Here is a 23,790-nt window from a genome sequence, read left to right as displayed (position 1 = left end):
TGGACGCCGTCAGGCCCGCAGGTCGCGGCGGCGGTGCAGCACCAGCGCCACGCCCAGCAGCGCGGCGGCACCGGCGCCCACGCCCAGCACCGGTGCGAGCTCGAAGGCCTCCGCGGGCAGCGCGGGCACCAGCCCGAAGGGCGCGGCGTCGAGCACCGCGGCCGGCAGGTCGAGCAGCGGGCCGTACAGCCCCACGACGATCGACGCGACGAGCGCCGCCCACGTCGTCCACGACGGCAGCCCCGCGCCGTGCACCGCCGCGGCCAGCACCGTGAACAGCGCCACCGTCGGCAGGTGGACCAGCGCGGCCAGGGTGAGGTCGACGACGAGCCCGGCGTCCCCGACGGACCCGGCCGCCCCGACGCCCAGGGTGACGCCGCACACCAGCAGCAGCACGGTGCCGCCGCCCAGCGCGACGCCGACGTGCGCCAGCAGCCACCGCGGGCGGCCCACCGCCGACGCGAGCACCACGGCCGCGCGCCCCCACGACTCCTCGCGCCCCAGCCGGTGCACGGTCACCACCGCGAACACGGCCACGGCCATGGCGAAGAAGCCGAGGAACGCCGACAGCGTGCCGCGCAGCAGGTCGTCCCCGGACGCCCCGAAGACGGTCGCGAGCTCGGGCTGCGCGGCGAACGAGTCGACGATCCCCGGCGACATCGAGCCGGTGAGCAGGCCGAAGACGCCCAGCCCGGCCGCCCAGGAGATCGTCGCGGTGCGCTCCAGGCGGGCGGTGAGGCCGAGCGGGGTGCGCAGCCAGGCCGCGGCAGCGCCACGCCCGGGTCGCACGGTCAGCAGGCCCGCGCCGACGTCGCGACGCCCGACGAGCGCCCACGCGCCGACGAGGAGGAGGACCGCCAGCAGCGCGTGCAGCGCCAGCGGCCACCAGCGCAGGTCGACGAACGCCCGGGTCTGCTGCGCCCACCCGATCGGCGACGCCCACGACAGCGCGCTGCCCCCGGTCTGCTGCGCGTCCCCGACGCCGCGCAGGAGGAACGCCAGCCCCACGAGGGCGCCGGCCGAGCCGGTGGCGGCCCGTGCGGTGCTCGCCACCTGCGCGGTCACCGCGGCGACGCCGGTGAAGACGACGCCCACGCCGGCCACGCCCAGGGCCACGGCCACCGACCCGTCGACCGCCAGCCCGGTCCCCACGAGTGCGCCGACCAGGGCCAGCGCCACCGCGGCGTTCGCGACCAGCGCGTCGAGCACGCCGGCGGCCAGGGGAGCGTGCCGGCCCGCCACGCCCGCGCGGACCAGGTCGGTGCGGCCGATCTCCTCCTCCGCGCGGGTGTGCCGCACCACGAGGAACGCCGACATGAGTGCCGCGGCCACCGCGAGCATGCCGAGCATCTCGTTGGTGACCATCGCGCCCATCGTGTAGTCGTCGAGCCCGTAGCCGGGGCCCGACAGCAGCGCGCCGGACGGGTCGCGCATGATCGCCGCCCGCGTCTGGCGCGCGGCCGCGTCGGGGTACGCCACGGGGATCGCCACCGCGAAGTACCCGACCAGGCCCGCGATCGACACCACCCACACGGGGATGCGCACCCGGTCGCGCCGCAGCGCGAGCCGCAGCAGCCGGCCCGTGCCGGTCAGGGTGGACGGGCGCGGGGCGGCCGGCGCCGGTGCGGCGGGGGCCGTGCGGGCGTGCGTCGCGGCGGTCACCGGTCCGCACCTGTCGTGCCGTACTGCGAGACGAAGAGCTCCTCGAGCGACGGCGGCGTCGCCGTCAGCCCGCGCGCACCGGTGCGGGCCAGGTGCGCGAGCAGCGCCGGCAGCGCGTCGTCGTCGACCTGCAGGTGCACGCGCTCGCCGTCGTGGCGCACGTCGTGGACCCCCGGCAGCGACGCGATGCCGTCAGCCGGCGTCACGGCGGTGACGGCCGTGCGGTGCAGGGTCCGCAGCTCGGTCAGCGACCCGTCGAGCACCGCCCGCCCGTCGCGGATGATCGTCACGCGGTCGCAGAGGCGCTCCACCTCCGCGAGGATGTGGCTCGACAGCAGCACGGTGCGGCCTGCTGCCGCCGCCTCGCGCACGCACTCCTGGAACACGAGCTCCATGAGCGGGTCCAGGCCGGACGTCGGCTCGTCGAGCACGAGCAGTTCCGCGTCCGAGGCGAGCGCCGCGACGAGGGCGACCTTCTGCCGGTTGCCCTTGGAGTACGTGCGCGCCTTGCGGGTCGGGTCGAGGTCGAAGCGCTCGAGCATCTGCGCGCGCCGGCGCGGGTCCGCCCCGCCGCGCAGACCGGTGAGCACGTCGATCGCCTCGCCGCCGGTGAGGTTGGGCCACAGCGTGACGTCGCCGGGCACGTAGGCCAGGCGCCGGTGCAGCGCGACCGCGTCGTCCCAGGCGTCGCCGCCCAGCAGGCGTGCGGTGCCCTGGTCGGCGCGGATCAGGCCGAGCAGCACGCGCAGGGTGGTGGACTTGCCGGCCCCGTTGGGGCCGAGGAAGCCGTGCACCTCACCGGCCTCGACCCGCAGGTCGAGGCGGTCGAGGGCGCGGACGCGACCGAAGCTCTTGGACAGCTCGTGGACGTCGACGACGGGCGTGGTGCTGGGCATGGCGGTCTTCTCTCAGGGCGTGGGGTCTCCGGGTGGGGTGGGGCCGGGCGTGCCGGCGGGCGGGTCCGTGACGTACATGAGGTAGGCGTCGAGCATGCGACGGTCGGTCATCAGGCCCTCGGTGTAGAGCTCGAGGGCGGGCAGCGCGAGGCTGTCGAGGTAGGCGCGCAGGCGGGGGCCGAGCCCGGCGGGGTCGTCGAGCGGGTCGACGGCCAGCGCCACGAGCATCCCGCCCAGGCCCTGCAGCGTCAGCCACCGGGCGCGGGCCGCCTCGTCGCGGCTAGGGCGGATCGTGCCCGCGGCGACACCGGCGCGCAGGTACGCCTCGGCGTCGGCGACGAAGGCGTCGAGGAACGTGCGGGCCAGGTCGCCGCCGTGCTGGATGCTGCGCAGCACGTACGCCACGAGCGGCGCGTAGCCCTCGACCTGCGCCAGCTCGACGAGCAGGTGGTCGGGCCCGGACGGGCCGAGGGCGTCGGCCTTGTGCTCCTTGACGGTGGCCAGCACGTGCTCGTCGCAGGCGGCGCGCAGCCCGTCCTTGGACCCGAAGTGGTGCAGCACCAGCGGGGCGCTGACCCCGGCGTCCTGGGCGATCGTGCGCAGACCCACGCCGAAGCCGTCGCGGCCGAACCGCGCGATCGCGGCGTCGCGGATCCGGGCCCGGGCGGTGAGGTCGTCCGGGCGGGGCGACGACGACGTTGCTGACCGCATGTTCAGCAGACTAACCACTCGTTCAGGGAGGGGGCAAGAGAATCGCCCCCGACGACGGTGTCGGGGGCGTCCAGGTGCGGTGCGTCAGCCGTTGACCTCGTCACGGTGCATCACGTTCAGCACCACGAACGAGCCCTCGACGACGACGCCGGCCGGCGGGTCCTGCGCGACGACGACCCACTGGTCCTCCTGGTCGACCATCCGCGACTGGCCCGACGCGTCGACCGCCTCGACCGTGAAGCCCCGCAGCTCCAGGCTCGCGCGCGCCGTGGTCAGCAGGATGTTCGTGTACGACGGCACGTCGAGCGTGCCGGACTCGCCCCCGTCGGCGATCTCCAGGTCGTCGGCGGAGACGTCGGCCGGGTCTGCGCTCGTGGGCTCCGGCGTCGGCTCGACGCTCGGCTCGGCGGCGGCGGACTCCACGCCCGCACCTGCCTGGGCGGCGGACGTGGTCGTGGTGCTCGGCGGCGCGCCGGCGCAGGCGGTGAGCGTGAGGGCGACCGTGGCGAGCACGACGGACGAACGGACGAGGGCAGAGCGCATCGCAGAATCCCTGGGTGTGGGGGGGGTAGGGGTGTGCGGCGACGGCGCCGCGTGCGGCAGGGGCCGGATGGGCGCCCGCCACGGACGTCCCTCGACGTTACGTGCCTGTTACGGGCCCTGGCATCGCCCACAGCCGGTGATCCGTACCACTCGGTAGCCTCGGCATGCGGGTACTCACCTGAACGGGCGACGCCCTGGGCCCATCGTCCGATTCCTCCCGTGGCGCCCGTCACGCCCCCACCCCGTCCGGCCGCCACCCACCCGGGTGCTTCTCGCCCGTGCCGCTCGCCGGCACCCGAGACGTCACCACGTCCGCCCAGCGACGATGCGCGCGTGATGCGTCCGCGAGAGCAGCCCGCGCGGGTGCCGCCCGCGGTGTACGCCGACCCGTCCGTCGCCGCCCGCCAGGCGGTCGGGCTGCTCACCTTCCGTCGCTGGCGGCGTGTCGTCGGCCTGGACTGTGGCTCCCTCGAGACCCTGGAGGAGCACCTCTGGCAGCGCGCGACCGTCGAGCCCACCACGTTCGACGCCTGGTACCGGGCCCACCCGCTGGTCACGTTCGACGACGACATGCCCGACGACCTGCGCCGCGCCGTCGCCGTGAGCGGCGTCGACCAGGACGAGGCGGAGGCGGCGATCGACGCGCTCGTCGAGATCACCTACGGCGGCCTGTTCACCGGCCTCGTGAGCGAGACCTCGCTCGAGAGCCTCGACGCCCTCGGACGCGTCACCACCAGGCACGGCGTCCCGCTCGCCGATCCGGCGCCGTTCACCGGGAGCCTCTGGGTCGACGACGCCTGGGGCCGCCCGGACGCGGCGACCCTCCGCCGGTGGCGGGACGTCGTCTGGCGGTGAGCGCCGACCGGGGCCCGGACGGTGTCCTTCCTCGCATCCGCTGGGCGCGGTCGACGTGCGGTGCTCGCTACCGGCTCGGGGTCCGGGGCTTGCGGCGGGGACGAGCAGGCCGAGGACGCCGCCAGATCCGCAGGGAGGCGCCTCCGTCCCGCGCGCAGGCGATGTCGAAGCGCAGCTCGATGCTCGCGTCGTCCTCCAGCCCCGGATGAGCGGCGAGGAGGTCGCGGCGGAGGGCGTTGTTGTCCCCGTCGGCGCGGGTGCCCTGGTCGACCAGGACCCAGTCGCTCACGGTGTCGTCCTCACGCACCCTCGCCCTTCCCACGTCGCCCAGCATCCCGCCGGGCGCCGGCCCTGCCGGGCCCCTCTCGACACCGTGCGGACCGGCTGGGAGCCTCGACCTGTGTACTCCTCACTGGCGCTGGCGGCCTCCGACGATGCGGACCGGGACGAGATGCGGAGAGCGATGCTGCGCCACCAGCCACCGGACAACATCGCTGCGGGCGCGCTCCCGGGCGTGCACGTGCTCGTGCGGACCGACGACGTGGCGGTGGTCCTGCATGCCGCCCGGTGCTATGCGGAGGGGCTGGCACTCGAGATGCGGATCGCGCTGCGGGCCTCGAGGTCCGGGTTCGCGGAGCACCACGAGACGTGGGAGGCCGTGCAGCAGATGTGGGTCGGCGTCGAGCTCGCCGACGGCACCCGGCTGGTGTCCGGGCCCCTGGGGCACGGGGTCGACGACCCGGCCGACCCTTCCGCCTTCACCCTCCAGAGCTCTGGCGGGGGCGGTGGTGGACGCACGTTCGCCCAGACCTACTGGTTGACCCCCGCGCCGACCGAGGGGGACGTGCTGGTCGTCGTAGCCTTGCCCGGGCTCGGGCTGCCCGAGTCGAGCGTCGTGCTGCCGGGGGCCGCGCTGGCGGCCGCGCGCGCCGAGGCGGTCGAGCTGTGGCCGTGGGAGCCGGACGCCGAGCCCGAGGACGGGCCGCCCACGGAGGTCGAGGTGCCCGCCGGCGGCTGGTTCGCCGAGACGGCCGGCTGACGGCGCGCCCTGTCGCCGATCCCGTGCACCGGGAGGCCGCACGCTCTTCGCGTCAGCGGGACGCTACGCCGGACCGCGCGCCTCCGTGCCGCCGCCGCCCTCAGCTGTGCGTGGCATCCCTCGCGGCGTCGACCATGCGTGTCGCCCACTCGACAGCCTTCGTGGCGTCCGTCCGGCTGATCGGCGCGGCCTGGTACTGGGCCGCGGTCTTGAGCCCGAGGAGCCGGCGGAACGTCGACTCCAACGCCTTGCCGGACGGGCCGGCCGCCGCGAGCTCCGGCACGGCCGCCCGGTGGTCGTCCGACTTGCCCGTGCGGCCGGTCAGCCGCAGGCAGATCGCATCCTTGGCGTTGATCCCGGCCAGCACGGCGGACGACGCTGCGGCGGTGTGGAGCTCCATGTGGAGCTCGAGGTCGGCGGCGTCGAGGAACTCCCGTGCCTTCGACAGGTGCTTGAGGGCGTCCTCCCGCACGCCCACTCAGGCGGCCTCGGGAGCAGGGACCAGGGCGACGGAGCCGACGACCGCGCGGCCGTCGCGTCGGATCTCGGCGAGCAGCCGCTCGCCGTCGGCGGACATGGTCCGCAGGTCGGACGTCGAGCGGTCGACGATCTCGCAGGGGTTGCCCGTCCATCGCGTGACGGACGCGGCCAGGTCCGTCAGGTCTGCTTGCCAGTGCTCGTCTCCGTCGTCGATGTCCGCGGGGCGGATCACCAGGAGATCGATGTCGCTGTTCGCGTCACCGTCGCCTCGGGCGGTGGAGCCGAACACGATCACACCCGTCGGCGGGTGCGTCCAGCCGCCCACGTGTGCGGCGATCCGCTCCCAGAGCAGCGTCCGGAGCGAGACGAGTGCCTCGACCGCGGGCGCGGCGAGGTGCTCCCTGTTCAGGGTGAAGAGCGCTGCCGAGCCCGCGGGTTCCCGGTTCACGACCCCCGCGTCCACCAGCTCACGGAGGATGCGGGCGACTCGGGACTGTGAGACGTGGGGCTGTGTGAGCTCGGCGATCGCGCGGCCCGTCAGGGGCCTCGTCGTGGACGCCAGGACGGCGAGCACGGGGCCGTGGGCTGACGGCAGTACTGCGGTCAGCGGGTGTGCGACATCCATCTCGGCCCCTTCGAGTACTTCATGACTCACGCGAGCAAAATAGTACTCACGTGAGTCTGAGTGGGCGCGATCGGCGTGCTGCAGATCTCGGCCGGGCTCGACCACCTCGGCGTCGTGGAGTCCTCGACCGGGCTCCAGGTCGTCCGGCTCGCGTGGCGCGTGGCGCACCACCACGTCGGCCTGCCACGCGCGCCGGAAGGTGTGCCGTCGTCGGTGCGACGACAAGGCGAAGGATCAGGACGATGACGACGGGGGCTCGACCGAGCGCCACCACGACTCGTCGACGCGCACGTCGTCCGTGAGCTCGTCGTGAGCCTCCACATGGGCGACGAAGTCGCGGGGCAGTCGCACGCTGTGGTCCATCACGTAGTGAGGGAGACCCTCCGGCCAGACGTAGACGCCGTCCGTCAGCTCGAGGTTGCCGTTCGCTCTCCTGTCACACAGACGGCACGGTGAGTAACCCATGAATGCACGGGCGACGAGGCCGTTTCTCAGGTAGAGCCCGACGTGGACTCGCTCCTCCTCGTCCATCTCGTCATCGACGAAGTCACGGACGTCCGGCCAGTCGCGCGCGCCATGGCCGCCGCTCCAGTACCCGATGAGGCGGAGCGGTTCCCCGAACGGATTCAGTGGAGGCACGGTGCCATGGTGCCTGAGACCTGACGCGGCGAGGCGCGATGTGGCCACAGCAGCTGGCGGTGTGCGACCAGGGACACAACACGGGTCCCGGGAGGTTCGACAGAGCCTCTGCAACGCTCTGGCCTGAGGAAAACACGGAGCGGGTGACGGGAATCGAACCCGCGCTCTCAGCTTGGGAAGCTGAAGTTCTACCATTGAACTACACCCGCGCGACGCCCCTGGTGCAGGCGTGCGGCTGCGATCCTACCCAACTCCGCAGGCCGGTCGCGACGTGATCCGCTGACGGGTGCCGCGGCGGCCGTGCCGGTGGCAGGCTCGGGGGGTGCCCGCCGTCGCCGCACCCGCCGTCCTGCGCCCGTTCCACCCGTCCGACCTGGCCGGGATGTACCGGGTGTGCCTGCGCACCGGGGACGCCGGGGGCGACGCGACCCGGCTGTACCGGCAGCCCGAGCTGCTGGGGCACCTGTACGCCGGGCCGTACCCGGTGGCGGACCCGGGGCTCACGTTCGTGGTGGTCGACGAGCAGGGGGTCGGCGGGTACGTCGTCGGCACGGCCGACACCGCCCGCTTCGACGACTGGCTGGAGGAGCACTGGTGGCCGCCGCTGCGGGCCGCGCACCCCCGGGTCGGCGACCCGGGGGACGGGACGCAGGACCACGTGCTCGTCGAGCGCATCCACGCCTGGGAGCGCGTCGTCCCGCCGGAGGGGTTCCCCGCGCACCTGCACGTCGACCTGCTGCCGCACCTGCAGGGGCAGGGCTGGGGACGCCGGCTGATCGGCGCGCTCGCGGACGCGCTGCGCGAGCGGGGCGTGCCGGGGCTGCACCTGGGCGTCTCGGCGGCCAACACCTCGGCCATCGCGTTCTACGAGCGGCTGGGGTTCACCACCGAGACCGCGTACCCGTGGGGTCGGCGGATGGTCCTGCCCCTGCGCTGACGGTGCGGGTGCGGCGTCTGTCGAGGGGCAGGACGAGCGGTGCGCCCGTCACGGGGTCCTCGACGACCCGGCAGGGCAGGCCGAAGACCTCCTCGACGCGCTCGGCGGTGACGACCTCGTGCGGCGGACCCTGCGCGACGACCCGGCCGTCGCGCATCGCGACGAGGTGCGTCGCGTAGCGGGCGGCGTGGTTGAGGTCGTGGAGCACGGCGACGACGGTGCGCCCCTGGTCCTCGTGCAGGTCGCGGCACAGGTCGAGGACCTCGATCTGGTGGGCGACGTCGAGGAACGTCGTCGGCTCGTCGAGCAGCAGGATGCTGGTGTCCTGCGCGAGGACCATCGCGAGCCACACGCGCTGGCGCTGCCCGCCGGACAGCTCGCCCGCCGGGCGGTCGGCGAGGTCGGTGACGCCGGTCGCGGCCATCGCGCGCCGCACGGCCTCCTCGTCCTGCACCGACCACTGCCGCAGCAGCCCCTGGTGGGGGAAGCGGCCGCGGGCCACGAGGTCGACGACGGTGATGCCGTCGGGCGCTGTCGGTGCCTGGGGGAGCATCGCGAGCCGGCGCGACGTCTCCTTGGCGGGACGCGAGCGGATCGGGGCGTCGTCGAGGAACACCTCGCCGCCGGCCGGGCGCAGCAGCCGGGCCAGGGCGCGCAGCAGCGTGGACTTCCCGCAGGCGTTGGGGCCGACGACGACGGTGAAGGAGTCGTCGGGCACGTGCACGGTGAGGTCGGCGGCCACGACGCGCTCGTCGTAGCGGAGCGTGACGCGATCGGCGCGCAGGCGGGAGGTCATCGGGGATCCTTCCGGGTCAGGAGCCAGACCAGGTACAGGCCGCCGAGCAGCGCCGTCGCCAGGCCCACGGGCACGGACCACGCGAACGGCAGGTGCCGGGACACGAGGTCGGCGGCGAGCAGCAGCGCAGCGCCGAGGCAGGCGGACGCGCCGAGGTGCGCCCCGGTGGCGCCGGTGAGCCGGCGCACCAGCTGGGGTGCGGCGAGCGCGACGAACGCGATCGGCCCGGCCGCAGCCGTGGCGACGGCGGTGAGCGCGACGCCCAGCACGACCTGGGTGCGGCGGGCGCGTGCGGCGACGACGCCGAGCTGCGCGGCGGTCTCGTCGCCCATCTCCAGCACGTCCGCGTCGCGGCGCACCGCGGGGAGCAGGGGCAGGACGACGGCGAGCACGACGAGCACGGGCACGGCCTGCTGCCACGACCGGCCCGCGAGGCTGCCCTGCAGCCAGATCTCCGCCTCGAGGGCCTGGTCGAGCTCGGCGCGCGTGAGCAGCACGGACGAGACGGCCTGGAGGAACGCGCCGACGCCGATGCCGACCAGCACCATCCGGTACCCGCCGCCGGAGCGCCCGGTGCGGGCGAGCACCTGCACGACGACGGCGGTGAGGGTGCCGCCGAGCACGGCCGCGGCGCCCACGGCCAGCGGCCCGGACGTGCCGCCGCCGAGCACGATCTGCAGGACGGCCCCGGTGGCAGCGCCCGTGGTCAGGCCGATGAGGTCGGGGGAGCCCAGGGCGTTGCGGGACAGCGACTGGAACAGCGCACCGGCGACGGCCAGCGCCGCGCCGACACCCAGGCCGGTGACGAGGCGCGGCAGACGGATGCCGAGCACGACGCGCTCGACGGTCCGGTCCTCGGCCGCCCCCGTGAGCGCGCCGAGCACCTGGACGGGGGTGAGGGCGATCGTGCCGTCGCCCATCGCGACGACGGCGAGCACCACGGCGACGGCGACCAGGGCGGCGCACACGGCCCAGGTGCGCGGGTGCCAGCGCACGGACCACGGGCCGGCGCGCAGGACGAGCCCGGGCAGGGGGAGCCGGCCGTGCGCCGCGGCCGGGCGCGCGCCGCCGCTCACAGACCCGCCACCCGGCGGCTGCGCACGAGGTGCACGAAGACGGGGGCGCCGACGAGCGCCGCGACGATCCCCGCCTGCACCTCCGACGGCACGGCCACGACGCGGCCCACGACGTCGGCGGCGAGGAGCGTGCACGCCCCCAGCAGCGCCGACACGGGCAGCAGGCGCCGGTGGGCCGGGCCGGTGAGGGCCCGGGCGGCGTGCGGTGCGGCGAGCCCGACGAACGCGATCGGACCCGCGGCGGCCGTCGCGGCGGCGGCGAGGACGACGACAGCCACGGCGGTGAGCACCCAGGTGCGCCGCACGGACGCGCCGAGCGCCGCACCGGTGTCGGCGCCGAGCGCGAGCGCGTCCAGCGACCCGGCCACGCCCAGCGCAAGCACCAGGCCCGCCAGCACCAGCGGCGCGGTCACGAGCAGCACGTCCGTGCCTCGTCCCTGGAGGGAGCCGACGACCCAGAGGCGGAACACGTCGAACACGTCGGGCTCGTTGATCGTGACGGTCGAGGTGTACGCGGCCAGGACGACGCTGATCGCGGTGCCCGCGAGGACGAGCTGGACACGGCTCCCGCCGCCGGGCCCGCCGCCGCGCGGCCCACCGCCCAGCGCGAGCACGAGGGCTGCCGCGGCCGCGCTGCCGGCGAGCGCGAACGGCAGCCGGCCGAGCGGGGTCGAGACGCCGAGCGCGAGGATCGCGGTGACGACGGCCGCGGCGGCACCGGCGTTCACGCCGAGCAGTCCCGGTTCGGCGAGAGGGTTCCGGGTCAGGGCCTGCACCAGCGCGCCCGCGGTGCCGAGCGCGGCGCCCACGAGCACCGCCAGCAGCGTGCGGGGCACCCGCAGCGTCCGCACGATCAGCTGCCCGTCGTCGGCGGGGTCGAACGCGACGACCGCGTGCCACGCGGTGCCCAGCGGCACGGGGTGCGAGCCGACCGCGAGGCTGAGCAGCGCGAGCAGCACCAGTGCGACGAGAGCGCCCGCCAGCCCGGCCCGGCGCAGCCCGGGACGTCCCGGGCCGCGACGCAGACCGGGCGCCCCCGGTGCGCGGCTGCGCCCCGCGTCCCGCGCAGGCGCGGGACGCGGGGCTGCGGTGCGTGCCTCGGTCAGGAGAACAGCTCCTCGACGGTGTTGACGATCTCCGTGGCGGAGTAGTAGTCGATCCGGAACGAGTTCGGCCCGAGCGGGTACACCTGCTCGGACACGACGGCCGGGGCGTTGGCCAGCACGGGCTCGGACAGCAGCGCCTCCTTCTCGGCCGTGCTGCCGTTGACCAGGAAGACGGTCTCGGCGGTGAGCGCCTGGACCGTGTTCTCCAGCGACACGAACGCGAAGTCGGTGCGCGCCTGCTCCGCGGTGTCGAGGGCGTCGTCGGCGCCGACGACGTCGAACCCGAGCGAGGCCAGCAGCGTGCCGTGCGAGCCCTCCGGCTTGGCGAAGGCCGTGTCGGTGCCGTCGCCGTAGAAGACGACCGCGTTGGTGCTGCCCTCGGGGACCGTGATCGCGCCCGCGACCTCGGCGACGCGCGCGTCGAACTCCTCGACGGTCGCCTCGGCCTGCTCCTCGAGCCCGGTGGCCTCGCCGAGGTCGAGGGCGACGTCCTGCCAGGTGGCGGCGGAGTAGTCGACGGCGACCGTCGGGGCGATCGCCGACAGCGCGTCGTACTGGTCGGCGGTCGCGTCGGCGCCCGTCGTCGAGACGAGGATGAGGTCGGGCTCGGCCGCGATCACGGCCTCCTCGTCGTACTCGATGTTCTGGTAGAGCACCTCGACGCCGCGCTCGACGGCCACGTCGGCCCACCAGTCGAAGAAGCCGGTGTTCTGGTTGGTCTCGGCCGGCGTCGACGCGGCCGACGCGACGATGGGCGCGTCGATCGAGAGCAGGATGCCGGTGAGCGTGACGGACGTGGACACGATCCGCAGCGGCTCGGCCTCGATCACCGTCTCGCCGAGCTCGTGCGTGATGGTGCGGGGCCAGGTGCCGTCGGAGGCGGGCGCGGCGTCCGTGCCCGCCGGGTCGGGGGTGGCCCCGGTCGTGCACGCGGTGAGCGTCAGGGCCGCGAGAGCCGCGAGCGCGCCGAGCTGCAGGTGAGAGCGCTGCATGGACGTCCTTCGATCGTCGGGGACCCGGTCGGCCGGGTCGGAACGAAGGTGAGGCTAACCTATGCTCGTGCCTCCTCGATCCGGCCGTTCGTCCCGCCTCGACCTGCCGGCCGGCACCGGCCGACGACCCGACGCCGACACCCGCGCCGCCCGCGCGCTCGCCCCGGGCGCGATCGGCTCCGACGCCTGGTGGGACGCCGTCCGCGCCGCCGGCGCGCCCCGCTGGTTCCCTGCCGGCCTGCCGCACGACGACGGCCCGCCCGACGGCGTCCCCACCCTCGTGCTCGTCCACCGCGACGCCGACCACCCCCACGTCTACGCCGACCTCAACGGCCTCACGGACCGCTCCGAGCTCGCCGCCGGGACCCTGCACCACGTGCCCGGCACCGACGTGCACGTCGGTGCCTTCGGGGTCCCGCCCGGGTACGTCGCCTCCTACGCCTTCGTCCCGACCGACGCCCCGCTGGCGTCGCCCGCGGCCCGCGACACGGACACCGCCCGCACCTGGTGGCTGTCCGTCCTCGCCGCCGCCCGGCCCGACCCGCTCCACCCCGGCGCGCACCTCGTCGACTCCCGGGGCGCCGCCCGCAGCGTCGTCGACCTGCCCGGCCGGGGTGGTATCCAGCACGTCGACCCGCCCGACCTGCCCGACCGCCACGAGCGCACGGTCGCGCTCGTCTGGGACCGCCCCGACGGCGTCGCGCAGCCCGTCTGGCTGCACCTGCCGCCGGGCGACGACCACCACCTCGGCGCCGTCGTCGTCCTCGACGGCCGGATGTGGGCAGAGCGCGTCCCGCTCGCCCCCCACCTCGACGCGCTGCACGTGCGCGGCGACGTCCCGCCGACCGTCGCGGTGCTCGTCGACTCCGTCGACCCCGACCGGCGCGCCGCCGACCTCGCCGGCACCGACGACTACCTCGACCTGCTCGCCGACGACCTGCTCCCGCGCGTGGTCGCGCCCGCGCTCGCGGACCGCGGGCGCCGGCTCGTCGACGACCCCGCCCGCACCGCGGTGGCCGGCCAGTCGTACGGCGGCCTGGCCGCGTTCCGCCTCGTCGCACACCGTCCCGACCGGTTCGGCGCCTCGGTCAGCCAGTCCGGCTCCTTCTGGTGGCCGGACCTCGACGACCCCGCCGGTCGCGCCATGGCCGCGTGGCTGCGCACCGCGCCGCCGCGCGACGTCCGCACCGTCGTGCAGGTCGGCGCCTACGAGGGCGACCTGACGGAGGCGAACCACGAGCTCGTGGCGCTCGTCCGTGCCCGCGGCGAGCACGTCGACGCCCTGGAGGTGCCTGGCGGGCACGACTGGGCCTGGTGGCACCGGCACCTGCCCGCCGCGCTCGTCCAGGCGCTGGGCTGACGCTCAGGCGGGTGTCGTGCGCTGCCAGACGGCGGAGACGCCCGACGGGCGGAAGCCCATCGCCACGTTGATCGCCAGCATGTGCGCGTTCTCCTGCGCGTTCCACGTGTGGATGCGCAGGGCGTCGGGGCGCATCGCGGTGAACGCGTCGAGGTTCACCGTCTTGACCAGCATGCCCAGCGCGTGTCCGCGGTGCTCGCGCAGCACCAGCGTGTCCTCCTGGAACGCGAACGGCACCGGCGCCGTCGGCACCTGGAGCCACGAGAACGCGACCAGACGCCCCGACGCGACGTGCTCCGCCACGGTCATGAGCACGTGCTGGTGGCTGACGCGCAGGCGTTCCAGGTGCTCGCGCACCCGGTCGGCGTCCCAGGGGTCCTCGGCCTGCTCCACGGCACCGTGCGGGGCGTCGGTGCTCATCCGCGTCCACAGCAGCGCGAGGTCGTCGAGGCGGTCCGCCGGGAGGTCGTCGAGCCACGTGTGCGTGCGGTACTCCTCGCCGGCCCGGGCGCGGGCCTCGTCCCGCAGGCGCGCCCGCCCGGCGGCGTCGCCGGGCAGCTCCAGCACGGACGCGCGCGCGACCTGCTCGAGCACGTACCCGTGCCGCTGCGCGAGGCGCACGGCGCGGTCGTGCCGCGGCACCCGGCCCGACCCGGTGGGCGGCTCGAGCGCGTCGGGGCCCGCGGGCGGCTCGGGCGCGTGCGGGGAGAACGCCTGCAGCACCGTGCGCCCGTGCGCCGCCGCGTGATCGTGCACCTGCGCGAGGAGCGCCGCACCGATGCCGCGGCCCTCGTGGCGCGGGTCGACGACCACGCCGTGGATCGCCGTCGTCTCGTTGGCGGTCAGCGGCAGGTACACGCTGGCGAACCCCACCACGTCGTCGGCGGACCGGCCGTCGCCCTCCACCGCGACCCAGACGGCGGTCTCGCCGTACGGCGACGGACGCAGCATCGGCAGTCGCACCGGCAGCGGGGCCCACGTGTCGGTCCACCCCCACACGGCGGCGGTCGACCGCCGCGACACCTCCGTCAGGCCCGCGTACGCCCACACGTCGGGGTGGTCGAGGGTGTCGGGGACCGGTGGAGCGGGGCGGACGGTCCACGGCCGGGCGGTGCGTGCGTCGATCGGTGTCACCTGCACCACTCTCGCCTCCTGCCCGCCGGACGTCGCCGGAATTTGCGACGTCAACGATCCTTGAGGCTCGCCAGCGTCGGGGGCTGCCACAGGCCGGCCGCCACGACGACGAGCGCGGCGACCGCGAAGGCCAGGGCGCCGTCGCGGACCGCCAGGTCCACGGCGAGCGGCGCGGGCACCCCGAGGGCCGTCACCGCCGTCGTCGCCGCCAGGCTCGTGCCCCACACCGTCCCGAGGAGGGCGACCCCGAGCCCCTCGACCCAGCGCACGAGCACACCGCCGGCCCACGGCACCCCGAGCGAGGCGTAGAGCGCTGCACGGCCGCGTCGGGTCCACGCCACGACCGCCCACACCAGCCCGACGACCGCCCCGACGGCTCCGCCGACCCAGCGGGTCACGCGCTGGTCGTACGTGGAGGCCGGGTCCTGCGCGAGCGCGCCGGCCGGCAGCCGGTCCGAGACCGAGACCGGGCCGGCCGCCGTCTCGCCCAGCATCGCGGGGAGCGCGGCCCGGAGGTCCTCGCGGTACTGCGGGTCGATCCGGACGAAGCAGGTCTGCGCGTCGCCCGTCGGTGCTGCCAGCACGAGCACTCCGGTCGAGGCGCCCTCGGACAGCCGGGCGAGATCGGCGACGGCCTCGACCGTGAGCACGCCGGTGGGGAGGCCGGCGGCGGCATCGCGCGGCACGAGCTGCACGTGCGAGCCCGACGCCCATTCCCACCGGTCGGCCAGCCCGGCAGCCACGACGACGCCGTCCGGCCCGGGCGCAGGCAGGTCGAGCACGTCGAGCACGCCGTCGGTCGCCGTCACCACGGTCTGCTCCGCCGCAGGGCGTCCGACGATGCCCGCAGCGCCGGGCGCGACGGTCACGGCGGCACTCGCCCGGACCCCGGTGACGCCGGCGACGGCGACGCACCGTGCGGCGTCGATGCTCCCGTCGTCGCCCGCCTGGGCGACGAGCAGGTCGCCACCTGCCGCGAGGTAGGCGGCCTCCGCCTCGACGACCGCGTGCGCGGCCCGGACGTCCACCAGCAGGCCGGCCGCCACGAGCACGGCGGCCAGGCCCACGAGGACCGCGCCGAGCACGCCGCTCTCGCGCAGGTTCGTCGCGCCCTCGGCGAAGGACGCGCGGGCTCGCCAGGCGCCCGTCCCGGCGCTCATGCGGGCACCACGGCACCGTTCTCGATCCGCACGGTCCGGTCGCAGCGCTCGGCGACCTCCGGGTCGTGCGTGACGATGACCATTCCGGCGCCGCCCGTCCCGCTGAGCAGCGCGTCGAGCACCGTGTCGGACGTCGCGCGGTCGAGCTGCCCGGTGGGCTCGTCGGCGAGCACGAACGGGCGTGCGGTCGCCAGGGCCCGTGCGATGACCACGCGCTGCAGCTCGCCGCCGGAGAGCAGCCGGACCTTCTCACCGGCGCGGTCGCCGAGGCCGACGGCGCTCAGCCGCGTGGCGGCCTCGGCGCGTGCGGCTGCGCCGTCCAGCCCGCGCGTGAGCGCGCCCACCGCGACGTTGTCGAGGGCACTCCGTTCCGGCAGCACGTTGACGGTCTGGAGCACCCACGACGTCACGTCACGGACCGAGTGTGCGGCGCCGCCGTTCTCGCCCTCGACGCGGACCGTCCCGGACGTCGGGCGGACGAGGCCGCCGAGGACCGACAGCAGCGTCGACTTCCCCGAGCCCGACGGGCCGAGGATCGCGACCGTCGTGCCGTGGTCCACGTGCAGGTTCGCGCCGGTGAGCACGTCCTGGCGCGCACGCGGGTACCGCACCGTGACCTCGGAGGCTACGAGCCGCACGGGTGTGCCAGGTCGACGCGCCCGGGGTTGGTCAGCACCTCGTCGAGCTCCAGGTCGGACGGCAGCTGTGCCGACCCGACGCCTCCGCCGACAGGCGTCACCGCGACGGGTCGGGCGTCGGCCGACCCGTACAGGCAGACCGTGCCGTCCGCGCCCTGCACGAGCGCGGACGCCGGGACCACCGCGACCGGGCGGGCCTCGACCGCGCTCACCCGGGCGACACCCTCGGTGCCGGGCGACAGCGCGTCGCTCACCGCGGCGACGTCCGGTGCGGACTCCACGGCGCCGGACCCCGGCACGTAGGGCACCTCGACGTCGGCGACGGCCAGAGTCGCGCCGCCGGTGAAGTCACCGAGCCCTGCGATGCCGCCCTGCGGCTCCGTGACGGTGACCGCGTCGGGCCGGGCCGGGCCGCGGGCGACCGCCGTGCCCGGTGCGATCGACGCGCCCGCGGTGGTCAGGACCTCGTGCACCGTGAGCGGTTCCGGCCCGACCCACACGACCGTCGCGGGATCGAACGCCGGCACCCGGCGACCCAGCCCAGCATCGGTGTTGAACGTTTCCACGGCCCGGCGCAGCCCGGCGCCGAACGCACCGTCGGCCGCACCGTCGTAGTACCCGAGGGCCGCCAGGTGCTCCTGCAGCCGGACGACGTCTGGTCCCGTGTCGCCTGCGGACAGCGCGCGCCACAACGGGGCGTCCGCCACCATGGCACGGATCGGCCGGTCGTCCACCCGGAGGACCTCGGCGCCCGAGTCGAGGACGGCTCCGACCGTCGGCGGCGTGGTGACCGTGCCCTGGCCCGTCATGGTCAGCTCGAAGCCCGGGGCCTCGCCCAGAGAGACGGACACCGACGCCTCCGCGCGGACGTCCTCCCGCGCCACGGGCACGACCACGGCGGCGACGGGGGCGGCAGCGGCGGTCCTGTTCTCCGCGGCTGCGACCAGCCACCAGCCGGTGAGGACGACCACGGGTATCACCAGGAGCACGGTCAGGACGAGCCACGGCGCGGCCGACCCGTCATCGCCCCGGCGTCGACGCATCCGTCCCCCTGTCGTCGCGAGCCGCAGGCCGTCATCGGCGTGCAGCGGGCTGACACTAGCGCCCATGACACGCCTGGTGCCAGGGCCGATGGGCTCATTGACCCGCCGGCATGGGAGCGCTACCGTTCCCGCGTCTCGGGGGGCGGGACGTCCGCAACGGTGCGGCAGCCTCGCGAGGGCAGGGGGAGATCGATGAAGAAGACTCTCGCAGGTGGCTGTGCGCTGCTCGTCGCCGCGGGCATGGCAGTGACGACCGCGGGCCCGGCCTCGGCCGCGTCGTGCATCGTGTCGGCCTACCGCTCGTACTCGTCCGACTATGCGCGGACGACGGACGCCTCGGGTGGCTGTTCCGTCGTGCGGGTCGGCCACTACTTCTCGCCCGCGGGCATCAGCTCGACGATCTACACGGGGACGTTCTCGTCGTCCGGCGACGCCGTCCAGACGGGGCGTGCGGCCGAGCTGACCTCCTCGAACCACTCCGGCTCGTGAGGACGCGCGTCGCCACGGGGGTGGTGCTGGTGCTGTCCCTCGTGGCGGCGTGCGGGTCGCCCGCGCAGCCCGAGACGGAGACGGTCGACGACGCGTTCGCGGGGATCGTCGCCGAGGCGGAGGCCGCGGGTGCGGACGAGGAGCAGCTCGCGGCGCTGGCGGACGGGGTCGTGACCTACGACGAGTACGAGACGTCGATGCAGCGGGCGTTCGCCTGCATGCGCGACCAGGGCTTCACCGTGACCGTGAACGGCACGAAGGAGAGTCGCGGCGTGACGCTGCTCGACTTCCAGGTCGCCGGGACGACGGCTGCGACGGACCTCGCCACGGACGCCGGGCGCGCGCTCATGGAGGACTGCACGGAGCGGCACAGCGCGGCCGTCGACACCTCCTGGCAGGCGCTCAGCCCCGACGCCGTCGCGTTCAACGACCGTCTGGAGGCCGCGCTCGCGCCACCGCTGCTCGAGTGCCTGCGGGGCTACGACGTCGACGTGCCCGACGACGCGACGATGCACGAGCTCGTGCTCCACTCCCAGGACCTCCTCGTCCGGGACGAGTCGAAGGACTGCCTCACGGACGTCGGGTACTTCACGTGGAACGGCTGAGGCGCGCTGCGGCTGCCGGCGCCGCGCTGCTGCTGCTGCTCACGGCGTGCACGACGTCCGGCTCCGTCCCGACGCTCGCCGACGTCGGGGCCGCAGAGCTTGCGGGGCAGAACGGTGCGGCGCTCGACAGCCGGTGCGCCACGCTGCCGCTGCCGGCGACGACGGTCCTCACCGACTGCGCCGAGGCCGGCCCGGGATCCGGCACGTTCGACATCGACGTCCAGCCCGGTGCGTACACGCTCGTGCTGCTGTGCGACGGTCCGACCGGCTACGTGCTCGGGCTGGGCGATCTGCCGGTCGAGCCGCCGGCTGCCGACGTCGAGGTGCCCTGCGCGCAGGGGCCGGATCCCGCCGTCGCCCACGCGTTCACCGTCGACGAGGCCGGTCAGGTCACGGTGCGCGGCTCGGCCGAGGGCTCCGGGTACTACGCCGCGATCCTCGTCGGTCCGGATCACGCCCCCTCCTGACCGACCGCGGGTCCCCGGCCCTGACCGACCGCGGGTCCCCGGCCCGGGGCCCGCCGAGACCGCGGAAGCGGCACGGCGGGGCCCCTCGGGTCAGGTGCGGGTCGTCACCGTGAACGTGCCCGTGCGCTGCTCGCCGGGCTCCAGCACGAAGACGCCGGTGCCCGGCACGCCCGCCTCGTGCAGCGCGAACCCGTCGTTGACGTTCGTCACCGGCTCGACCGCGAAGTAGCAGCGCTTGCGGGGCGCGTAGATCACCAGGTGGCTGAACGTCTCGTCGGGCTGGATCTCGACGACCACGCCGTCCTCCGGGTACGTGACGCGCACCGGGCGGCCCGGCTCGAGGTCGGTCAGCACGTCGTCGACGAACGCGCTGCCCAGCAGGCGCGGCATGCGGAAGTCCGCGCGCGCGGGCACGCGGCCCGCCGGCCCGTCGGGCAGCGCCCGGTGCAGCCGGTACCCGGCCCGGGCCGGGACCTCCAGCAGCGGGCCGGCGCTCAGCGGGTACTCCGCGACCGGTGCCTGCACGGGCAGCAGGGCCCGGCGCAGGTACGGGTGGTGGCCGAACCCCGCGGGGAACGGCTCGCGGTCCGCGTTCTCCACGGTCGTCGTCACCGCCATCGTCGGCCCGTCGACGGCGTAGGTGATGCGGGCCCGGAACCGCCACGGGAAGTTCGAGCCCACCCAGGCGCCCGAGTCGTGCACGAGGCTCACGTGCGACGGGCCGAGGTCGTCGATCTCCCACGTGGCCTGGCACACGGCGCCGTGGATGGCGGTGCCGTCGGCCGCGTTGCGCTGCAGCTGCCACGACCGCCCGCCGAACCGCAGCACGCCGTCGCGCACGCGGTTCGACCACGGGATCATCGGGAAGCTCGCGCAGCGCTCCGGGTCGCCCAGGGCCGTGCGCCGCGTCGGGCGCAGCAGGTCGCGCCACACCCCGTCGGCGGTGCGGACGCGACCCGCGGACAGCGCGGCGCCGCTGCTGGGCACCACGTCGAGCTCCCACGCCGACGAGCGCAGCGTCAGGACGTGCGGCGCACCCTCGTCGGGCGCGTCGGGGTACGTCCGCGGCCCGGAGGTCGCGGACGCCAGCGGCCCCGACGCCGCCGCCGCGCGCGAGCGCGACGGCGACGTCAGGATCTCGACAGGTTCTACGGTGGTCATCTCTCGCCCCCTGCGGTCAGCTGAGCGCGAGCGCTCAGAGCGTGACCTCGACGCGCACCGTGGACCCTGCCGGCGCGTACGGGACGACGTTCCCCTCGACCGCCGCCCCGTCCACGACCAGGCGCCCGCGCGCACCGCGGGCACCCGAGTTCGTCACGGAGATCTCGTACGTGGCCCCGCGGGCCACGCGCGTCACCGTGAAGGTGGGCACCTCCGGGCCGATCTGCGGGTCGACGACCAGGCCGTCGTACCCGGGTCGCACGCCCAGGAGGTGCTGCGACACGGCGACGAAGTTCCACGCCGCCGTGCCCGTGAGCCAGGAGTTCTTCGCCTCGCCCGCGCGCGGTGCCTGCTTGCCCGCGATCATCTGCGCGTACACGTACGGCTCGAGCCGGTGCACGTCGGAGATGTCCTCGCGGTAGGCGGGCGTGATCCGCTTGTAGTAGTCGAACGCGCGGTCGCCGCGGCCGAGCACCGTCTCGCCGATGATCACCCACGGGTTGTTGTGGCAGAAGATGCCACCGTTCTCCTTGTACCCGGGCGGGTACGTGGAGACCTCGCCGAGCTCGATCTTGTACGTCGTGTAGGCGGGGTACTGCAGCACCATGCCGTGCGGCGTGCCGAGCATCTCGCCCACCGAGTCCAGCGCGCGGACCGCCGGTGCGTCGGTGTCGTCGGGGCCGGAGCCCACGCCGACGCCCGCCATCACGGCGAAGCCCTGCGGCTCGATCCAGATCTTGCCCTCGTCGTGCTCGTCGGTGCCGATCTTGTTGCCGTAGAAGTCGTACGCGCGCAGGAACCAGTCGCCGTCCCAGCCGTGCGCCAGGATCGCCTCGCGCATCGCCTCGACCGCCGCACGGGCCTCGGCGGCGACGTCCGTCAGCCCCCGACGCTCGGCCAGCTCGGCGTACTCCGCGCCGTAGAGCACGAACTGCGCCGCGATGAACACCGACTCCGCGACCCCGCCGGCCTGGTTCTCCGTGGTCTGGAACGACTCGCCCGGCTCGGAGGAGAAGCAGTTGAGGTTGAGGCAGTCGTTCCAGTCGGCGCGGCCGATGAGCGGCAGGCCGTGCGGGCCGAGGTGGTCGACCGTGAACCGGAACGAGCGCGTCAGGTGCTCGAACAGCGGCTCGGCCAGCGACTCGTCGTTGTCGAACGGCACCTGCTCGTCGAGGATCGAGAAGTCGCCCGACTCCTTGATGTACGCGGCGGTGCCCGCGATCAGCCACAGCGGGTCGTCGTTGAAGCCCGAGCCGATGTCGTTGTTCCCGCGCTTGGTCAGCGGCTGGTACTGGTGGTACGCCGACCCGTCGGGGAACTGCGTCGCCGCGATGTCGAGGATCCGCTCGCGCGCCCGCTCGGGGATGAGGTGCACGAAGCCCAGCAGGTCCTGGTTCGAGTCGCGGAAGCCCATGCCGCGCCCGATGCCCGTCTCGAAGAACGACGCCGAGCGGGACATGTTGAACGTGACCATGCACTGGTACTGGTTCCAGATGTTGACCATCCGGTCGAGCTTCTCGTCGCCCGAGCGCACCGAGTACGTCGACAGCAGGTCCGTCCAGTACGTGCGCAGCGCCTCGAACGCGTCGTCCGCCTGCGCGGGGGTCGCGAACCGGCCCAGCAGCGCGTGCGCCCGCTCCTTGTTGACGACCTGGTGCGCGTCGTCCGCCCACTTGGCGTCCTGCGGGTTCTCCAGGTAGCCGAGCACGTACACCAGCTCGCGGGACTCGTCCGGGGCCAGCGTGACCTTCACCGAGTGCGAGCCGATCGGGTACCAGCCCGACGCGACCGAGTCCGCCGAGACGCCCGAGCGCGGGACCGCGGCCTCGCCGAGCCCGTTGTACGGCCCGACGAACGTGTCGCGGTCGGTGTCGAAGCCGTCGGCGCGCGTGCTCACGCCGAACACGGCGTAGTGGTCGCGGCGCTCGCGGTACTCGGTCTTGTGGTAGATCGCCGACCCGTGCGGGCCGTCCTGCTCGACCTCGACCTCGCCGATCGAGAGGTTGCGCTGGTAGTTCGTCTGGTCGTCCTGGGCGTTCCACAGGCAGAACTCGACGAACGAGAACAGCGTGACCGTCTTGGGCGCGTCGGACGTGTTGGTGACGGTGACCTTCTGCACCTCGGCGTCCTCGCCGAGCGGCACGAAGAACAGCGTCGAGACGCGCAGCCCGCCGCGCTCGCCGGTGATGCGCGAGTAGCCCAGGCCGTGCCGGGTCTCGAAGTGGTCGAGGTCGGCCTTGACCGGCAGCCACGACGGCGTCCACACGTCGCCCTCGTCGTGCACGTACAGGTACCGGCCGCCCGCGTCGGCGGGGATGTTGTTGTACCGGTAGCGCGTGAGGCGCCGCATCTTGGCGTCGCGGTAGAAGGAGTACCCGCCGGCCTGGTGGGAGAGCAGCGAGAAGAACCGCTCCGACCCCAGGTAGTTGATCCAGGGGTACGGGGTGTGCGGCGTCGTGATGACGTACTCACGCGCCGTGTCGTCGAAGTGCCCGAACCGCATCGCTTGCCTCTCGCCGTGCTCGTGGGCAGCGGGCCGCGGTGGGCGTCGTCCCGGCCGGCGGGAAGTGCGCCCAGGTCTGTCGGCAACGCTGCTCGGTACCTGGTCGTCGTGCTCGTCAGAGCGGTGCGTGGTCGTTGCGAGAGCGCTCCCACGCGGCCACGGTCGACAGCATAGCCGGACCGGTCGTCCGTCCGGAACCGCCCGACACCTTTCACCGCGCCCCCGGGGGCGACCGTCCCGCCCGTCCGTCGACGGGCACCGGCCTCGCTCCGCCCCCGGCCGCACTACCGTTGCCCCGTGCTGCTCTCCGACCGTGACATCCGCGCCGAGCTCGAGCAGGGCCGGGTGCGGCTCGACCCCTACGAGCCCGCGATGCTCCAGCCGTCGAGCATCGACGTGCGCCTCGACCGGTTCTTCCGGCTGTTCGACAACCACAAGTACCCGGTCATCGACCCCGCGCAGGAGCAGCCCGACCTCACGCGCCTCGTCGAGGCCGAGCCCGGCGAGCCGTTCGTGCTGCACCCCGGCGAGTTCGTCCTCGGCGCGACCTTCGAGCAGGTCACGCTCCCCGACGACGTCGCCGCACGGCTCGAGGGCAAGTCCTCGCTCGGGCGGCTCGGGCTGCTGACGCACTCCACCGCCGGGTTCATCGACCCCGGGTTCTGCGGCCACGTCACGCTCGAGCTGTCGAACGTCGCGACCCTGCCCATCCTGCTGTGGCCCGGCATGAAGATCGGCCAGCTCTGCTTCTTCCGGCTGTCCTCGCCCGCCGAGAACCCGTACGGCTCCGCCGCCTACGGCTCGCGGTACCAGGGGCAGCGCGGCCCCACCGCGTCGCGGTCCTGGCAGGGCTTCGTCCGGACGGAGGTCTGA

At 74.7% G+C, this 23,790-nt stretch carries 26 protein-coding genes and 1 tRNA gene; 8 read left to right on the top strand and 19 right to left on the bottom strand.

The window, feature by feature from the left end:
• Positions 1-9: 9 nt before the first annotated feature.
• The 4 genes from BKA21_RS09720 to BKA21_RS09705 all read right to left on the bottom strand — a co-directional run bounded on the left by BKA21_RS09720 (position 10) and on the right by BKA21_RS09705 (position 3,812).
• A complete protein-coding gene (locus tag BKA21_RS09720) occupies positions 10-1,662 on the bottom strand; it encodes an ABC transporter permease (protein WP_140458019.1) in 1,653 nt (550 codons plus the stop codon).
• Complete coding sequence (locus BKA21_RS09715; protein WP_140458018.1) at positions 1,659-2,558, bottom strand: ABC transporter ATP-binding protein; 900 nt, start codon at positions 2,556-2,558, stop codon at positions 1,659-1,661. Before BKA21_RS09715 ends, BKA21_RS09720 begins: the two co-directional genes overlap by 4 nt.
• Positions 2,559-2,570: 12 nt before the next feature.
• Entirely contained in the window at positions 2,571-3,269 is a 699-nt protein-coding gene (locus BKA21_RS09710; RefSeq protein WP_140458017.1) for a TetR/AcrR family transcriptional regulator, read from the bottom strand.
• An 84-nt stretch (positions 3,270-3,353) separates the two neighbouring features.
• Positions 3,354-3,812 carry a PASTA domain-containing protein gene (locus tag BKA21_RS09705; protein ID WP_140458016.1) on the bottom strand — a complete coding sequence of 153 codons (459 nt, stop codon included), beginning with the start codon at positions 3,810-3,812 and terminating at the stop codon, positions 3,354-3,356.
• Between the two features lie 333 nt (positions 3,813-4,145).
• Between BKA21_RS09705 and BKA21_RS09700 the strand changes: the two genes are divergently transcribed.
• On the top strand, positions 4,146-4,667 hold the full coding sequence (locus BKA21_RS09700; RefSeq protein ID WP_140458015.1) for a hypothetical protein: 522 nt from the start codon (positions 4,146-4,148) through the stop codon (positions 4,665-4,667).
• 67 nt (positions 4,668-4,734) lie between these two features.
• Here the strand turns inward: BKA21_RS09700 and BKA21_RS09695 are convergent, their stop codons facing one another.
• Entirely contained in the window at positions 4,735-4,956 is a 222-nt protein-coding gene (locus tag BKA21_RS09695; protein WP_140458014.1) for a hypothetical protein, read from the bottom strand.
• A 111-nt stretch (positions 4,957-5,067) separates the two neighbouring features.
• Here BKA21_RS09695 and BKA21_RS09690 point away from each other — a divergent pair, with 111 nt between their 5' ends.
• On the top strand, positions 5,068-5,706 hold the full coding sequence (locus BKA21_RS09690) for a hypothetical protein (protein ID WP_140458013.1): 639 nt from the start codon (positions 5,068-5,070) through the stop codon (positions 5,704-5,706).
• A 100-nt stretch (positions 5,707-5,806) separates the two neighbouring features.
• On the opposite strand, the gene BKA21_RS09685 is transcribed toward BKA21_RS09690, so the two are convergent.
• The 4 genes from BKA21_RS09685 to BKA21_RS09670 form a co-directional block, all read right to left on the bottom strand.
• A complete protein-coding gene (locus tag BKA21_RS09685; RefSeq protein WP_140458012.1) occupies positions 5,807-6,178 on the bottom strand; it encodes a HEPN domain-containing protein in 372 nt (123 codons plus the stop codon).
• Between the two features lie 6 nt (positions 6,179-6,184).
• Entirely contained in the window at positions 6,185-7,036 is an 852-nt protein-coding gene (locus tag BKA21_RS09680; RefSeq protein ID WP_179625348.1) for a nucleotidyltransferase domain-containing protein, read from the bottom strand.
• Between the two features lie 9 nt (positions 7,037-7,045).
• Positions 7,046-7,450 (bottom strand): hypothetical protein, encoded by a 405-nt coding sequence (locus tag BKA21_RS09675; RefSeq protein ID WP_140458009.1) that lies wholly within the window; start codon positions 7,448-7,450, stop codon positions 7,046-7,048.
• Between the two features lie 138 nt (positions 7,451-7,588).
• Positions 7,589-7,659, bottom strand: a tRNA-Gly gene (locus BKA21_RS09670).
• A gap of 113 nt (positions 7,660-7,772) precedes the next feature.
• Between BKA21_RS09670 and BKA21_RS09665 the strand changes: the two genes are divergently transcribed.
• A complete protein-coding gene (locus tag BKA21_RS09665) occupies positions 7,773-8,387 on the top strand; it encodes a GNAT family N-acetyltransferase (protein WP_308439090.1) in 615 nt (204 codons plus the stop codon).
• Here BKA21_RS09665 and BKA21_RS09660 read toward each other — a convergent pair.
• The 4 genes from BKA21_RS09660 to fepB all read right to left on the bottom strand — a co-directional run bounded on the left by BKA21_RS09660 (position 8,332) and on the right by fepB (position 12,357).
• Positions 8,332-9,183 carry an ABC transporter ATP-binding protein gene (locus BKA21_RS09660; protein ID WP_140458008.1) on the bottom strand — a complete coding sequence of 284 codons (852 nt, stop codon included), beginning with the start codon at positions 9,181-9,183 and terminating at the stop codon, positions 8,332-8,334. The two genes, BKA21_RS09665 and BKA21_RS09660, sit on opposite strands and share 56 nt — an antisense overlap.
• Positions 9,180-10,259 carry a FecCD family ABC transporter permease gene (locus BKA21_RS09655; RefSeq protein WP_239072874.1) on the bottom strand — a complete coding sequence of 360 codons (1,080 nt, stop codon included), beginning with the start codon at positions 10,257-10,259 and terminating at the stop codon, positions 9,180-9,182. Before BKA21_RS09655 ends, BKA21_RS09660 begins: the two co-directional genes overlap by 4 nt.
• Entirely contained in the window at positions 10,256-11,218 is a 963-nt protein-coding gene (locus tag BKA21_RS09650; protein WP_239072875.1) for a FecCD family ABC transporter permease, read from the bottom strand. Before BKA21_RS09650 ends, BKA21_RS09655 begins: the two co-directional genes overlap by 4 nt.
• Positions 11,219-11,361: 143 nt before the next feature.
• On the bottom strand, positions 11,362-12,357 hold the full coding sequence (gene fepB / locus BKA21_RS09645) for a Fe2+-enterobactin ABC transporter substrate-binding protein (protein ID WP_140458007.1): 996 nt from the start codon (positions 12,355-12,357) through the stop codon (positions 11,362-11,364).
• Between the two features lie 67 nt (positions 12,358-12,424).
• Here fepB and fes point away from each other — a divergent pair, with 67 nt between their 5' ends.
• Positions 12,425-13,717 (top strand): enterochelin esterase, encoded by a 1,293-nt coding sequence (gene fes / locus BKA21_RS09640; RefSeq protein WP_170208935.1) that lies wholly within the window; start codon positions 12,425-12,427, stop codon positions 13,715-13,717.
• A gap of 3 nt (positions 13,718-13,720) precedes the next feature.
• On the opposite strand, the gene BKA21_RS09635 is transcribed toward fes, so the two are convergent.
• Genes BKA21_RS09635 through BKA21_RS09620 form a run of 4 tightly spaced genes read right to left on the bottom strand, consistent with a single transcriptional unit; the run spans position 13,721 to position 17,629 of the window.
• Positions 13,721-14,851: a GNAT family N-acetyltransferase gene (locus BKA21_RS09635; protein ID WP_170208934.1), complete on the bottom strand. Its 1,131-nt coding sequence runs from the start codon at positions 14,849-14,851 to the stop codon at positions 13,721-13,723.
• Between the two features lie 50 nt (positions 14,852-14,901).
• Positions 14,902-16,011: a hypothetical protein gene (locus BKA21_RS09630; protein WP_170208933.1), complete on the bottom strand. Its 1,110-nt coding sequence runs from the start codon at positions 16,009-16,011 to the stop codon at positions 14,902-14,904.
• Positions 16,008-16,622, bottom strand: coding sequence for an ABC transporter ATP-binding protein (locus BKA21_RS09625; RefSeq protein WP_218886994.1), 615 nt, complete (start codon positions 16,620-16,622; stop codon positions 16,008-16,010). Before BKA21_RS09625 ends, BKA21_RS09630 begins: the two co-directional genes overlap by 4 nt.
• Before the next feature lie 14 nt (positions 16,623-16,636).
• Positions 16,637-17,629, bottom strand: coding sequence for a peptidoglycan-binding domain-containing protein (locus BKA21_RS09620; protein ID WP_140458003.1), 993 nt, complete (start codon positions 17,627-17,629; stop codon positions 16,637-16,639).
• Positions 17,630-17,884: 255 nt separating this feature from the next.
• Here BKA21_RS09620 and BKA21_RS09615 point away from each other — a divergent pair, with 255 nt between their 5' ends.
• Genes BKA21_RS09615 through BKA21_RS09605 form a run of 3 tightly spaced genes read left to right on the top strand, consistent with a single transcriptional unit; the run spans position 17,885 to position 19,253 of the window.
• Positions 17,885-18,181, top strand: coding sequence for a hypothetical protein (locus BKA21_RS09615; protein ID WP_140458002.1), 297 nt, complete (start codon positions 17,885-17,887; stop codon positions 18,179-18,181).
• Positions 18,178-18,786, top strand: a complete 609-nt coding sequence (locus BKA21_RS09610) for a hypothetical protein (RefSeq protein ID WP_140458001.1) — start codon at positions 18,178-18,180, stop codon at positions 18,784-18,786. The genes BKA21_RS09615 and BKA21_RS09610 overlap by 4 nt, the downstream gene beginning before the upstream one ends.
• Complete coding sequence (locus tag BKA21_RS09605; protein ID WP_140458000.1) at positions 18,774-19,253, top strand: hypothetical protein; 480 nt, start codon at positions 18,774-18,776, stop codon at positions 19,251-19,253. The genes BKA21_RS09610 and BKA21_RS09605 overlap by 13 nt, the downstream gene beginning before the upstream one ends.
• Before the next feature lie 90 nt (positions 19,254-19,343).
• On the opposite strand, the gene BKA21_RS09600 is transcribed toward BKA21_RS09605, so the two are convergent.
• Positions 19,344-20,414: an aldose 1-epimerase gene (locus BKA21_RS09600; protein ID WP_140457999.1), complete on the bottom strand. Its 1,071-nt coding sequence runs from the start codon at positions 20,412-20,414 to the stop codon at positions 19,344-19,346.
• A 34-nt stretch (positions 20,415-20,448) separates the two neighbouring features.
• Positions 20,449-22,917, bottom strand: a complete 2,469-nt coding sequence (locus BKA21_RS09595; RefSeq protein WP_140457998.1) for a glycoside hydrolase family 94 protein — start codon at positions 22,915-22,917, stop codon at positions 20,449-20,451.
• 297 nt (positions 22,918-23,214) lie between these two features.
• Here BKA21_RS09595 and dcd point away from each other — a divergent pair, with 297 nt between their 5' ends.
• Positions 23,215-23,790, top strand: coding sequence for a dCTP deaminase (gene dcd / locus BKA21_RS09590; protein ID WP_140457997.1), 576 nt, complete (start codon positions 23,215-23,217; stop codon positions 23,788-23,790).

Origin of the sequence: Cellulomonas oligotrophica (assembly GCF_013409875.1) — a bacterium.
In the GTDB taxonomy this organism is placed as follows: Bacteria; Actinomycetota; Actinomycetes; order Actinomycetales; family Cellulomonadaceae; genus Cellulomonas; species Cellulomonas oligotrophica.
This window is presented reverse-complemented; position numbering and strand designations above follow the sequence as displayed.

Excerpts from the sequence above, each read along its gene's own strand:
- BKA21_RS09715 (WP_140458018.1), bottom strand. The coding sequence starts at position 2,558 with ATGCCCAGCACCACGCCCGTCGTCGACGTCCACGAGCTGTCCAAGAGC.
- BKA21_RS09710 (WP_140458017.1), bottom strand. The coding sequence starts at position 3,269 with ATGCGGTCAGCAACGTCGTCGTCGCCCCGCCCGGACGACCTCACCGCC.
- BKA21_RS09705 (WP_140458016.1), bottom strand. The coding sequence starts at position 3,812 with ATGCGCTCTGCCCTCGTCCGTTCGTCCGTCGTGCTCGCCACGGTCGCC.
- BKA21_RS09660 (WP_140458008.1), bottom strand. The coding sequence starts at position 9,183 with ATGACCTCCCGCCTGCGCGCCGATCGCGTCACGCTCCGCTACGACGAG.
- fepB (WP_140458007.1), bottom strand. The coding sequence starts at position 12,357 with ATGCAGCGCTCTCACCTGCAGCTCGGCGCGCTCGCGGCTCTCGCGGCC.
- BKA21_RS09630 (WP_170208933.1), bottom strand. The coding sequence starts at position 16,011 with ATGAGCGCCGGGACGGGCGCCTGGCGAGCCCGCGCGTCCTTCGCCGAG.
- BKA21_RS09615 (WP_140458002.1), top strand. The coding sequence starts at position 17,885 with ATGAAGAAGACTCTCGCAGGTGGCTGTGCGCTGCTCGTCGCCGCGGGC.
- BKA21_RS09600 (WP_140457999.1), bottom strand. The coding sequence starts at position 20,414 with ATGACCACCGTAGAACCTGTCGAGATCCTGACGTCGCCGTCGCGCTCG.
- BKA21_RS09595 (WP_140457998.1), bottom strand. The coding sequence starts at position 22,917 with ATGCGGTTCGGGCACTTCGACGACACGGCGCGTGAGTACGTCATCACG.